Source organism: Cyanobium sp. ATX 6A2, from assembly GCF_024346355.1.
Lineage (GTDB): Bacteria > Cyanobacteriota > Cyanobacteriia > PCC-6307 > Cyanobiaceae > NIES-981.
Genome location: NZ_JAGQCU010000027.1, coordinates 15,922 through 27,243, shown reverse-complemented (window position 1 = coordinate 27,243; position 11,322 = coordinate 15,922). Strand labels below are relative to the sequence as shown.

The window sequence follows — 11,322 nt, the reverse complement described above, 5'->3', positions numbered from 1 at the left end:
TGGGTTCTGGTCGATCACCGAGGGGCTTGCCGCCTTGGCCCACGACATCAAGGGATTGCTGCGGGTACTTGGGTGGCAGGAAGCACTGCAGCCACTCGCCTCTGGATAACTTCTAATAGGCCCTGGGGGGTTTTCTGTTGGCCTAGGTGTGGCCGTATCCAGACTGCTCAGCCGGGCAGAACGCAGAGCAATGGGCACAACAGCTCGCTCGGAAGCCGGCAGGTGCGCCACTCACCGTTGGCCGTGCGCAACTCCACGCCGATCAGGGAGCACTGGGGATCCCGATCGATCCATTGCTCAATCCAGGCCACGGCATCACCGATCGCTTCATCCAGGCTGGGGTAGTCGGTATCGAGCTGGCGGTGGGGTTCACAGCAGCTATCAATCAGGCGATAGACCCTCTGGGTAGGGGCCTGCCGAAACGCAACCGGAGTCATTCGCTGGTCCTCAGGGGTTCAGCCTGTTACCTCACCACGGAACCCGGTGTGTCGTGCCGCACCGTTGTCCAGTAGGAGCCTAGGCGGGATGTCAGGGGATGGGCCATGTGCCCAGCTGGATCCAGGTGCCAATCAGGTCTGGCGCGTCGCCAACCGCTGAGCCCAGCTGCCCGGTTTCGCCGGTGTCATGGGCGTCGATCGATCAGGACGTGAGGTGGGTGCCTTGGTCCCGGAGAGTTGAGTTTGCGGCAGGAGCACCAGGGCCTGAATGTTCAGGGCGAGCACCTGGTGGCGCGCTGCCACGGCTGGAGCGAGGACCTCACCTGCCAGCGGGGCTGGGCGCCGGAAGCGGGCTGAGCTGGCCATGGCCTCCGGCAAGCGTCCTCCGCTCTCGCCAAGGGAAGGCTGGCTCAGCGATGGCCGCCAGGTGCTGCACTTTCCCCGGACCCGCTGGACCCGCCACAACCAGGTGCTGAAGGTGACCAGCGGCGAGTTGCTGCCCGGCGAGCCGGTGCCCTCGCAGGCGGCGATGGAGGGCGCCAGGTTGACGCCCACGCCGATCGGCCCCACACAGATCCACGATCACCTTTACGGTCAGCCTCGCCGGATTGCACCCATCGTGGACGCCGCCAACAGCAGCGAATCAGCCGTTCGCGGCTGGTTCGTTGCGCCACCAGCTCCAGCCTTCCAGGTTGATCAGCAGGCCGACCACCACCAGCCCCGCCATCAGCACGATCTGGTCGACCCGAGCATCCGGCACAAGGATGTCGGCGATCAGGTGGGGCAGGTTGGTGACGCTGTACACCACGCTGAACCAGAAATGGATCCGCCGCCATGCTCGCCAACGCTGCGGCGGTGCCGATGAGGTACAGGCGTAGGCGATCAGCACCACGGCGATCAGCGGCAACAGGAAGTAACCGAGCATGGCCCCGAACAGCCAGGGAAGGGCTGAGGCCTCCACATGGCTATGGATCTCCGGCGACTGACCGTGGAAGAGGGGCATCAGGCCCAGGTCCACGTGAAACAACATGGCCAGCAGCCACACCAGCCAGAGGCTCATCAGGCGCAGACCGTGACGCAGGGAAGGGGTCATGGCTGATGGGCGCGGCTGGGCTCCTGATGGCCACTGTGGCGCAAGCGCTTCACCCCCCAGTCATTCCCTGGTGGGTGCCGCGCTGATCTAACCGCTCTGATCGATGGGGGCAGTGAGTCGCTATCCGGCAAGGGTGAGATGGGCCCGCTGGTCATGGTGGATGAGCACCAGTGGTTCTGAGCCGCAGCTGGCGGTCGTTTCCTGCACCCTATCGAATGGCCTGCGGCGGCAAGACCATGCTCTCCAGCCCTCCTTGAACTTGCTGGCCGTCAGCTGCAGCAGGTTGGGCTCCCATGTCCAAACAAAGCAGGCTTGCCGCAGAGAGCACTCAGCAGATGACCTCCATTGCACCCATGCGGCTATGCGATAGGGTACAAATACTTCGCCACACTCCCATGCTCACCGGCTCCGAACTGCTCGCCAAGGTCAAGGAATTTGGCGACGCCACCAAGTCTGAACTGGTGCGCGAGTGCGGCTATGTGAGCACCAAGAAGGACGGCAGCGATCGGTTGAACTTCACCGCCTTCTATGAAGCCCTGCTGGAAGCCAAGGGCGTAAGCCTGGGTGAACCGGGCCAGGGCCGGGGCAAAGGCGGCCGCAAGCTCAGCTACGAGACCAAGGTGCAGTTCAACGGCAACCTTCTCGTCGGCAAGGCCTACACCGCCCAGCTGGGACTGCAGCCCGGCGATGAGTTCGAGATCAAGCTGGGCCGCAAGCAGATCAAGCTCGTTCCCATCGGGGCTGCTGACGAGGAGGAGTGAGCCGCAGCTGGCACAAGTGCTGATCGGTTTGCCGCACTGACCCAGCCAGCCAGCGGGTGTGTTCATGAACCAGAGGCCCCGACCCGGGCGGTGCGAGTCCAAAACCCGGCAACCGGCCCAAAGGCGCCCGATACGGGGCGCCTTTTTCATGGTTTTGCCCTTCCACCCATGACAAAGCCCGGCGGCGGGGCCACCGGGCTTGCGGTTGAACGAGGTGGGGGCGGAGCTGCTGACGCTGGCGCCTGGGGCCAGGAGACCAGTGGGGCCTCCCGTGGGGTCCGGGGCACCTGGGACGCAGCCATGAGGGCTGAGCCGTAAGCAGTGCGGTGGACGGCGTCGGCGTCACACGCCTGGGAGACCAGAGATCGGGTGAGGATGTTGGAGCAGGGGCCTGATCGTCAGCGCGCTCCTGGGATCTGCTGCGGTGGGGTGTCGTCCATGGCTGGTGCCTCCCGGGAGCGATGCCTTCACCCTCGGACCAGCGCGGTGATCCGGCAATGGGCGCCAAGGCAATTGAGAACAGCCGTTACCTGCCGACAAGGCTGTTCATGAACAAGGCGTTCGATCGCTGAGAATCGCTCCCACGGCCCTGATTCAGCAGCCGATGCGGGTGGCGATTCTCGGCAATGCCGGCTCCGGCAAGACCACCCTGGCCAGCTGGCTGGCCGAGAGGGGAAAAGCTGAACGGCTCGATCTCGACACTGTCGCCTGGGAGCCGGGCCAGGTCGCTGTGCCGCGCGATCCTGCGTTGGCCCAAGTCGAGGTGGATCGCTTCTGCCAAAGCCACGAGCGCTGGGTGGTGGAGGGCTGCTACGCCAGCCTGGTGCGCATCGCTCTGGCGTTCCATCCCCGGCTGATCTGGCTGGATCCCGGTGTGGATGTCTGCCTGGAGAACTGCCGCTCGCGGCCCTGGGAACCCCACAAGTACGCCTCAGCCGCCGCGCAGGAGCAGCAGCTGCCTGCGCTGCTGGAGTGGGTGACGGGTTACGACGAGCGCGACGGAGAACTGGGCCGGGCCGAGCACCGCCAGTGCTTCTTCAGCTACGACGGCCCGCGCATGCACTGGGTGGCGATGCCCCACCGTGGGGCCCTTGCCGAGATCCCCTGGCCCTGAAGCAACGGGCCTCAGGAATCGCTCGGCGCCAACCGCTGCGGGAAGGACACATCCAGCACCACACAGCCTTCATCGCTGCGGAAGGGGCCATGCACCTCGCCGGGCGGGCGGCTGGCGTAATGGCCGCTCTCCAGCCACATCCCGAAGGCCTCATCCCACAGCCGGCCACTCACGATCAGGATCTCCTCGGGGTAGTCGTGCACCGTCGCCCCGAAGGCGCTGGTGTCGGCGCCGGGGTGGAAGCGGGTGAGGCGGGTGAACTCCTCGGTGGCCGGATCGTGGCTGAGGATCAGCGCCTCCACCTGCCCCTCGAGCCCGTCCAGCCACTGCCAGCGGTGCTGCTGCTCGCCGTGCAGCGGGTTCCAGTAGCTGCAGGTGGTCTTGCTCATGGGGCGGTGGGGGACTGGGGCGGGTTGAGATGCCGGTCAATCAGCGGCGCGATCACGTCCGCCTGCTCCACCGCCAGATCATGGGTGCCGCCGGGCAGCACCACCAGCTGCGCCGAGCTGATCGGATCGGCATCGCCGCACAGCAGCAGGGTGGCAATCGCAACGGATGGCAGCTGATCGCTCAGGTCCACCGCGGCGGTGGCAAACCAGTCCGGCAGCCGCGGATGGGCAAGGCTGAACGCCCCGCGCCAGTCCTCGGCTCCGTGCTCGGCCATTGGCACCCCACCGGAGGTGACGGCCAGCACCAGGTGGGTGATCCACCCGGGTGCGGCGAGGGCGGCCTGCAGGGCCAGCGCCCCGCCCATCGACTGGGCGATCAGGGCCGTGGGGCGGTCCAGGCGGGTGAGCACCAGCGCCAGCAGATCGTCGAATCCCCTCACCGACGGATCCGGAGGGATCTCCCCGAAACCTGGCCAGCCCAGATGGATCCGCTCAGCGCCGTGTTGGAGCCGCTCGGCCACGGGCCGCCAGTGGGCGGTGTTGCCTGAGGCACCGGGGAGGAACAGCAGCCTGGTGGGAGGATCCAGCGCTGGCACAGCACTCCGATGGGTCGTCGCTTCCACCTTGCCCTCGGCGTGGCTGATCTGGAGGCCTCCATCGCCGACTACAGCGCGCGGCTGGGGATGGAGCCGGAGTGCGTGGTTGCTGGTGAGTACGCCCTCTGGCGAACCGAGGGGCTGAATCTCTCCATCCGCGTGGTGAAAGCAGGCGAGGCGGGCCAGCTGCGCCATCTCGGCTGGGAGGAAGCGGAGGCGGCGGCGATGGAGAGCTCGGTGGACGTGAACGGGATTCTCTGGGAGCGGTTCTCCTGCGCGGCGCAGCGCCAGGAGATCGAGGCGCTCTGGGGCACTGCAGCCTGTTTCGGTGCAAGCGAAACAGATCGGGCCAGCTGAAGACCGCAGGCTTCGGAGCTCAGCGCCCGGCAGCCGGAACACGCCGCTTGCACCACCGAGATGAGCAGCAGGGCGGCGATGGCTCCGATCACCGTCCAGCTGTCGATCCTTGGCGGGAGCCCGACCGGCATCTGAGCCCCCGCGCCATCGGACTCAACCCCCTGCACCTCCACCCATTCGCGGATGTACGGCAGGTGTCATGCAGCACAAGAATAGATCGTCCGTTCATCAGCTTTCAATCGTGTCGGATGAACGCCGTCCGCTGGTGCAGCTGAACAGGGAACCCCTGCTCTGCGACGGCGGGCTGGAGACGACCCTGGTGTTCCACCAGGGGATCGATCTACCCGGGTTTGCGGCCTTCGATCTGCTGCGCCGCGAGCGGGGGCGCCAGGTGCTGGCCGACTACTTCCGCACCTATCTCGCCCTGGCGCGCGAGGCCGACACGGGGTTTGTGCTGGAGAGCCCCACCTGGCGGGCCAACCCGGCCTGGGGACCGCAGCTGGGCTACGACAGCGGCGAGCTGGCGGAAGCCAACCGGCAGGCGGTCGAGCTGCTCCACGACCTGCGCCATGAGGCGGAAGCCGCCGCCGAACCGGATGCGGCGCCGCCCAGACCGATCCTGATCAGCGGCTGCATCGGTCCCCGCGGCGACGGCTATGTGCCTGATCAGCAGATGAGCGCCGAGGAGGCGGAGGCGTTCCACCGCTGGCAGATCGGGGTGCTCTCCGGTGCGGGCGTCGATCTGGTGTCGGCCTTCACGATCAGTGCCGCCCCTGAGGCCATCGGCATTGTGCGCGCCGGCGCAAGCGAGGGTGTGCCGGTGGTGATCTCGTTCACGGTGGAAACCGACGGCCGTCTGCCCAGCGGCCAGCCGCTGGGCGAGGCGATCGAGCAGGTCGATGCCGCATCCGACGCTGCAGCGGCCTATTTCATGGTCAACTGCGCCCACCCCAGCCACCTGTTCCCGACCCTGAAGAAGGGCGGCCGCTGGCGAGAGAGGATTCGCGGGCTGCGGGTGAATGCTTCCCTCAAGAGCCACGCCGAGCTTGATGCGGCGGAAAGCCTCGATGCAGGCGATCCACAGGAGCTGGGTGAGGAGTTCCGGCAGCTGAGTGAGAGCCTGCCAAGCCTGGCGGTGCTGGGGGGCTGCTGCGGCACCGACCAACGGCATGTGGCTGCGATCGCCCGCGCCACCCTGCCCGTGCTCTGGGAGGCCCTGCAAGGGCTCTGAACCCAGCAGATGCTTCGCCGGGGCTGCTCTCCATCGCTTGGCCCACGACCTCCACCACCGCCTCCGGGCCCACCTCGAGCAACTCGCCCGACCCCGCCACGCCCGGTGGGACCGGCTGGGGCTGATGAGCGTGCGCACCTACATTCGGGAATCCTGAAAAAGCCAGATCGACTGCGCTGAAATGCAAGGGTAGATATTCAAGTTGGCGTTACTCCTGGAGACCCTCAAGCAATAGAGAGCGAGCAGCCCACTCGCCAGCTCTCGAAGAACGAAGCCAACAAGGGGGGACAAGTCACGGGTTCTGAAGTCACCGCCCAAGGCGGGCACCCATCGTGTTCATGGGGCTGAAGCGAGATCAGCGGCCAGCCGAGGCTGATTCGGCTTTGTGTTCTGACGATGAGAGAATAGCCGCTGTATTAAGGCGATCAACAGTCACGTCTGCAGCAATGACTGAGTCAGCCTGGCTCAGTAGTATTCACCTTGTCCAGTGCTGTAATTGTAGCGCCAGCCGCCATCTGAGCCGATGTTTCGGATGATATTCATGTTTGTTTCATGCATTCGTTGACGCATCTGCATCATCATGCGGACTTGAGAGGGTGACATCGACTGAGTGTTTCCACTGGAGCCAGTATCTTTACTGGCTTGAAGTTTCTGGTTGAGTTGCTGGCCCTGGGCGATCACCGATTGCGTTGCGCTTGCGAACTGTTCGATCTTCTGAGCCGAGGCTGGCAGCTGCTGCAGCGCGCGTAGGAGTTGGTCTGAATTTTGGCTGGCATAGGCTTGCTCAATTGCCGTCAGCAGATCAACCCAGGGGCTGAAAGTTTCGGCTCCAACCCCGCTCAGGATAACGATCGTGTTCATATATTGGGTTTCTACCCGATCGGCCGGTAGCTGCGCTATGGCCCGTTGACCCACCTGATAACCTTGGCTGAAATTCTGATTCATTCGCACGGCTAGGGGTTTAACTCGTTGAACAATCGCGAGGAGCTGTTCATCCGTTTGCGTCTTCTCTAACTGGCTCAAGATCTGAAGAAAAGGCAGCAAATCCTGATAGCCAGCATTCATCAGATGATTCATCTGGGCCAGTCCCGTTTCCACGGAGACGTTCTGGGCCAGCTGATGGCTTTGGCTTCCTGAGGCGCCGTCAAACAGGGGGCAATCTTGCCTGCAACTGGCGGCTTCAACCCGAGCAGCAACTGTGCTGGCCACGCCCATCAGCAGACCCAGCATCAATCCCAGAAGTCGCTTGGATCGGTACGAACTGATTACAGCATACGGAGACGACATGGTGATTGGCATGGCAAGCACAGCAGCCTGAATACAAGAATAGCTTGAGACTCTTGAATGGAGGTCCATCCCTTTGAATCGCGGCGACTCCCTGAGCAGCTTCACTCGGCGAAGACCACGGCGCTTGCCACGCCCTCCCGGTCCGATTCAGCCGGTTGGTGTTCGGGGCGTCGGTCGGGTCCTTCAAGCCCTCGATCGTCCAGCACGGCGATGATCTCTGATGGGTGGGCGTAGGTCACCACCTCACTGTCCAGGTCGATCACCTGCCAGATGTCGATCGCCCACGAGCGCCGGTGAACCCGCACAGGAGCAAGGCGGTAAAGGGCTCGGGTTGCTCCCCGTGGCGGACCAACACGTAGGAGCCAGGCCGAAGCGCGGCCACGGGTCTGTACGTATACACGTACTATTCCGTGGAATCTGTGGCCAGTCCGCAAGCGCGTCTGCTCCTCGTAGGTCACTGCAGCTGGCAGCTCCACCCCGGAGGCGATGCCCTTGAACAGCCCTTCCCCGCGGCCGTCACCGAAGGCTCGATGCGGCGCCGAGGAGGCTCTGGGGCTGGTCAACCCAGAAGCTGCACCAGCAGCGCATCAGCTGTGGCCGCCAGCGGATTCACCACCCGCACGCCGCGCCAGTTGAAACCGGGGTGCAGGTCTTCCGTGAGCAGCAGCCGGGCACCGCCTTCAGCGGCGACGTTGAGCACCAGAGCATCCCAGCTGGAGAACGAATGGGCCACGCACAGGTCCATGGCGCCACGCCAGGCCGCCGCGCTGCTCTCCAGCACCGGGAAGGCATCCATCCAGCCGAGCACCGCCTCCTGCGCCTGCGGGGCGCTGCGGCCGGCTTTGCCGGTGAGTACCCGGAACAATTCCCCCAGGCACTGCAACGGCACCACCAGGTCGGCATCCGCCAGCTGCCGCAACAGCCCCCGGGTGGCGTTCACCCGCTCCCCATCGCCAAACCCCTCCGCATAGACCAGCAGGTTGGTGTCGAGTGCCGCCCGCATCAGTCGTAGAGCGCATCGCGGCGCCAGGTGCGGGCTTCGCCGCTGGCGGGCTGAGCGGCCAGCCGGGCGAGCAAGGCCTGGCGCGCGCTGACCAACGACGGCCTGGCGGTCTGGATCGGAGCCAGGGTGGCCACGGGGCGGCCGTGGGACTGCACCGTGAAGCTCTGCCCCTCGGCCACCTGCCGCAGCAGAGCGGAGAAGGAGCGATTGGCCTCGGAGGCACTGACCAGAACCGGCTCCGCCTGGGACATGGCCTGCAATGTAGTGGGTTTCACTACAGTAATGCCATTGGGTTGCTGCTGCAGGCCTCTGCTCTTGTGCCAGCGCGGTGCGTCAGGGCTGCAGCACTGCCGTCATCGCCAGCCCCAGAGACCGCCAAGCCCTGACCACCGCCGCACCCGGGGCCGCTCCCTCTGCTGAGGCCGCCTGAGCTGGGGGCCGCCCCACCACGCCAGCAGCTGCGCCAGCCCGGCCTCCCGCCAGTGCGGCAGCGTCAACAGGGTGAGATCGGGCGGCAGCAGCAGAGGTTCTGAGGTCAGCTGCCGCAACCAGAGGCGGTGGTCCCGCTCGGCGCCGGCATGCAGCGGCAGGCGTCCCTCACGCTCCAGCGCCCGATGCAGCAGCGGCATCTGCTGACGGGGCGGCAGCAGGTAGCCCATCCGCTGCCGGCCGCCGGGCGGCTCGCCCCAGCGCGGCTGACCGCAGAGCGGCTGTGCGCAGGGCGCTTGGTCCCGCGCCATCGGATGGGCCCTCCCCAGATGCGCTGGGTGATGCAGCAGCACCAACGAACGCTGGCCCAGGCCGATGGCATCCACACCCCACCGCAACAGCGGTGGCTGCAGCACGGCTGGATCCCGCCGGGCATCACCGGACACGCTCACCAGCACTGCATCGACGCTGCGGGCAAGCAGCCTCTGCGCCCACCGATCCGGCGGCAGGAAAGCCAGTTGCAACGGCGCGGTGGCCATGGCGGCCTGCAGCAGCGGCAGATGCAGGGGATCGCCGGCGATGCGCAGGGGATCTCCCCCTGCAGCATCACCGGGAGGTGTGCCTGCGGGCATGCCGGAATGGATGGGCGGGTCGATGGCAACAGCAGCTCGACTGGCTGAACGTGGCGCCGATCACTGTGTAGAGAACGGAACCGCTGCGGATGCAACAAACAGGCACCGACGGCTGATCTTGGCTGGAGGGGCTGGTGTAAACACTCCAGAGCTGCAGCGGGTGCTGCAGGGCCTAGAGGTCTTGGAAGAAGCGCTTGCTCATGGGTCCACCCATCGCGGCTGTGGTTGGCGTGAGCACCCCGTCCGGGCTGTACCCACGCCAGCGATTGCCACTGATGATTCCGGGACCCCGCAAGGAGGGAAATGCCCCGGGTACTGCCAAACCCAATGGGCGGCGGAGCGGATGCATCCCTGTCCAATGAAGGGCAACATGGAGAGGGCATGGCCTCCTGAGGCGGCATGCGCCAGGGAGATCACCAGGTTGTTATGTGACCCTCATGACACCTCATGAAGTAGCAAGCCCATCTGGGGAAGCGCTGCCAGCAGATAGTGTTCGGGAGCAGATAATGCAGGCAGCCTGCAATCAGCAGTCAATGGGGTCCACTGAAACAGTATTCGGCAGATAGGAATATGAGCCAGATTACGACCATTATTCTTGCCTCGTGGTTCGCGGGTCTAGCGGCGTTCGCTGGTGGCGTTATTGCTTGGGCCACGAATGGCAAAAACACAGTTAGAAAACGTGAGGTTACCCACGGCATCATCGCCTTCGGTGGTGGAATCCTCATTGTAGCCGTTGCTTTTGCACTGCTCCCTAAGGCAATGATCGTGCTGAGCCCGGCAGGTCTAGGTGCCGCATTCTGCGCAGGCGGGCTGTTTTTCTGCTTCCTGGATGCACGTCTGAGCAGAAGAGGTGACACAAAGGCTCAATTCATGGCCATGCTGATTGACTTTCTGCCTGAAGCACTCGCCCTTGGTGCAGTTTTTGGGCAGGATCATCGATTGGGTGTGTTGCTGGCTGCATTCATCGGCGCCCAAAACCTGCCTGAGGGGTTCAACGCTTTTCGGGAGATGACGAGCGTCGGCATCCGATCTCGCGTCGCTGTTATGACCCTGCTGGCAGTCAGCCTGCTTGGCCCAGTTGCCGCAGCCACTGGATATTTCTTTCTTCGGGATCAGGTACAACTGACTGCGTTCATAATGACTTTTGCCGGAGGGGGTATCATGTATCTCATCTTTCAGGACATTGCGCCACAATCGAAGATCCGACAACACTGGATCCCCGCGCTAGGCGGAGTTCTGGGTTTTGCAGTGGGAATGATCGGAAAACAGCTGGTTCACTGAGGGGGCACATGGTCAGCAAAATGTTGCACCGTCAAGCCTCTCTGCCGATGAGTGTTGCCTCAAGAACGCAAGTGGTGAGTGATGGGCAGTAGTTCAGAGACTCCCTTTGGAGCCCTGGATCACGGCCGAGCCGTTGGCTGCTTCGTGGGCGTTGGCAAGTGGCAGCACCAGTACCAGACAGCCGCCATCACGCAGCACCAGCAGATCGGCGATGAACAGGAACACCGCCAGGTCGGTGCCCATCCCGTCCACATCGCCGATCACCCGCTTAAGCGAATCCGGCAGCGCCCGCCAGTGCAGGAAGCTGAGCATGCCGGATGCGCGAGGCGTCGACCGGATCGGGCTCCTTGAGCGCCTGCGGCAGGTAGGGCTTGCGCCGGCAGGCCCCATCAGGGCCCTCAGCAGATTCCAGGCATCGAGCACCAGCTGCAGCCGGTCGGTGATGGCGGTGAGGGTCGGCGGAAGCGGTTGCGCTTCTGGTGGCTGCGAGGGGGCAAGGGGGCAGCGGCGCCAGCAAGGAAATCCATGGCTTACGGGTGCTCGAAACCGCAGCCTTGAGGCAGAAGGGCGCTTATTGGTGCCGCACTGCACAAGGAACAGGGATTGCAGATAGGGGTGGCATGACGCAACCTCTTCAGATTGAGAATGATCACCATACAGAGACCAAGTTGCAGGTCACAGTTATCTCAACTGGATCCAGCTGGATCGGGGG

General features: G+C 64.5%; 15 protein-coding genes. 5 read left to right on the top strand and 10 right to left on the bottom strand.

Annotated elements, in window-relative coordinates; genetic code table 11:
* Window positions 1-167: 167 nt before the first annotated feature.
* Both KBY96_RS15655 and KBY96_RS15650 read right to left on the bottom strand, forming a co-directional pair.
* On the bottom strand, window positions 168-437 hold the full coding sequence (locus KBY96_RS15655; RefSeq protein WP_254980476.1) for a hypothetical protein: 270 nt from the start codon (window positions 435-437) through the stop codon (window positions 168-170).
* A gap of 643 nt (window positions 438-1,080) precedes the next feature.
* On the bottom strand, window positions 1,081-1,530 hold the full coding sequence (locus KBY96_RS15650) for a hypothetical protein (RefSeq protein WP_254980475.1): 450 nt from the start codon (window positions 1,528-1,530) through the stop codon (window positions 1,081-1,083).
* 395 nt (window positions 1,531-1,925) lie between these two features.
* Between KBY96_RS15650 and KBY96_RS15645 the strand changes: the two genes are divergently transcribed.
* Together KBY96_RS15645 and KBY96_RS15640 are read left to right on the top strand one after the other, a co-directional pair.
* Window positions 1,926-2,291, top strand: coding sequence for an AbrB family transcriptional regulator (locus KBY96_RS15645; protein WP_254980474.1), 366 nt, complete (start codon window positions 1,926-1,928; stop codon window positions 2,289-2,291).
* Window positions 2,292-2,895: 604 nt separating this feature from the next.
* On the top strand, window positions 2,896-3,405 hold the full coding sequence (locus KBY96_RS15640) for a hypothetical protein (RefSeq protein ID WP_254980473.1): 510 nt from the start codon (window positions 2,896-2,898) through the stop codon (window positions 3,403-3,405).
* An 11-nt stretch (window positions 3,406-3,416) separates the two neighbouring features.
* Here the strand turns inward: KBY96_RS15640 and KBY96_RS15635 are convergent, their stop codons facing one another.
* Both KBY96_RS15635 and KBY96_RS15630 read right to left on the bottom strand, forming a co-directional pair.
* Window positions 3,417-3,794: a cupin domain-containing protein gene (locus KBY96_RS15635; protein ID WP_254980472.1), complete on the bottom strand. Its 378-nt coding sequence runs from the start codon at window positions 3,792-3,794 to the stop codon at window positions 3,417-3,419.
* Window positions 3,791-4,390, bottom strand: coding sequence for an alpha/beta fold hydrolase (locus KBY96_RS15630; protein ID WP_254980471.1), 600 nt, complete (start codon window positions 4,388-4,390; stop codon window positions 3,791-3,793). Before KBY96_RS15630 ends, KBY96_RS15635 begins: the two co-directional genes overlap by 4 nt.
* A gap of 9 nt (window positions 4,391-4,399) precedes the next feature.
* On the opposite strand from KBY96_RS15630, the gene KBY96_RS15625 reads away from it, so the two are divergent.
* Both KBY96_RS15625 and KBY96_RS15620 read left to right on the top strand, forming a co-directional pair.
* Window positions 4,400-4,747 (top strand): hypothetical protein, encoded by a 348-nt coding sequence (locus KBY96_RS15625; RefSeq protein WP_254980470.1) that lies wholly within the window; start codon window positions 4,400-4,402, stop codon window positions 4,745-4,747.
* 265 nt (window positions 4,748-5,012) lie between these two features.
* Window positions 5,013-5,978, top strand: a complete 966-nt coding sequence (locus KBY96_RS15620; RefSeq protein ID WP_254980468.1) for a homocysteine S-methyltransferase family protein — start codon at window positions 5,013-5,015, stop codon at window positions 5,976-5,978.
* A 465-nt stretch (window positions 5,979-6,443) separates the two neighbouring features.
* On the opposite strand, the gene KBY96_RS15615 is transcribed toward KBY96_RS15620, so the two are convergent.
* The 5 genes from KBY96_RS15615 to KBY96_RS15595 form a co-directional block, all read right to left on the bottom strand.
* Window positions 6,444-7,208: a hypothetical protein gene (locus KBY96_RS15615; protein WP_254980467.1), complete on the bottom strand. Its 765-nt coding sequence runs from the start codon at window positions 7,206-7,208 to the stop codon at window positions 6,444-6,446.
* Between the two features lie 158 nt (window positions 7,209-7,366).
* Window positions 7,367-7,570, bottom strand: coding sequence for a hypothetical protein (locus tag KBY96_RS15610; protein ID WP_254980466.1), 204 nt, complete (start codon window positions 7,568-7,570; stop codon window positions 7,367-7,369).
* 254 nt (window positions 7,571-7,824) lie between these two features.
* Window positions 7,825-8,268, bottom strand: a complete 444-nt coding sequence (locus tag KBY96_RS15605; protein WP_254980465.1) for a PIN domain-containing protein — start codon at window positions 8,266-8,268, stop codon at window positions 7,825-7,827.
* Window positions 8,268-8,519 carry a type II toxin-antitoxin system Phd/YefM family antitoxin gene (locus tag KBY96_RS15600; protein ID WP_254980464.1) on the bottom strand — a complete coding sequence of 84 codons (252 nt, stop codon included), beginning with the start codon at window positions 8,517-8,519 and terminating at the stop codon, window positions 8,268-8,270. Before KBY96_RS15600 ends, KBY96_RS15605 begins: the two co-directional genes overlap by 1 nt.
* Before the next feature lie 102 nt (window positions 8,520-8,621).
* Complete coding sequence (locus tag KBY96_RS15595; protein ID WP_254980463.1) at window positions 8,622-9,329, bottom strand: hypothetical protein; 708 nt, start codon at window positions 9,327-9,329, stop codon at window positions 8,622-8,624.
* Between the two features lie 570 nt (window positions 9,330-9,899).
* On the opposite strand from KBY96_RS15595, the gene KBY96_RS15590 reads away from it, so the two are divergent.
* Window positions 9,900-10,610 (top strand): ZIP family metal transporter, encoded by a 711-nt coding sequence (locus tag KBY96_RS15590; protein ID WP_254980462.1) that lies wholly within the window; start codon window positions 9,900-9,902, stop codon window positions 10,608-10,610.
* A gap of 93 nt (window positions 10,611-10,703) precedes the next feature.
* On the opposite strand, the gene KBY96_RS15585 is transcribed toward KBY96_RS15590, so the two are convergent.
* Window positions 10,704-10,922 (bottom strand): hypothetical protein, encoded by a 219-nt coding sequence (locus KBY96_RS15585; protein WP_254980461.1) that lies wholly within the window; start codon window positions 10,920-10,922, stop codon window positions 10,704-10,706.
* Window positions 10,923-11,322 lie beyond the last annotated feature (400 nt).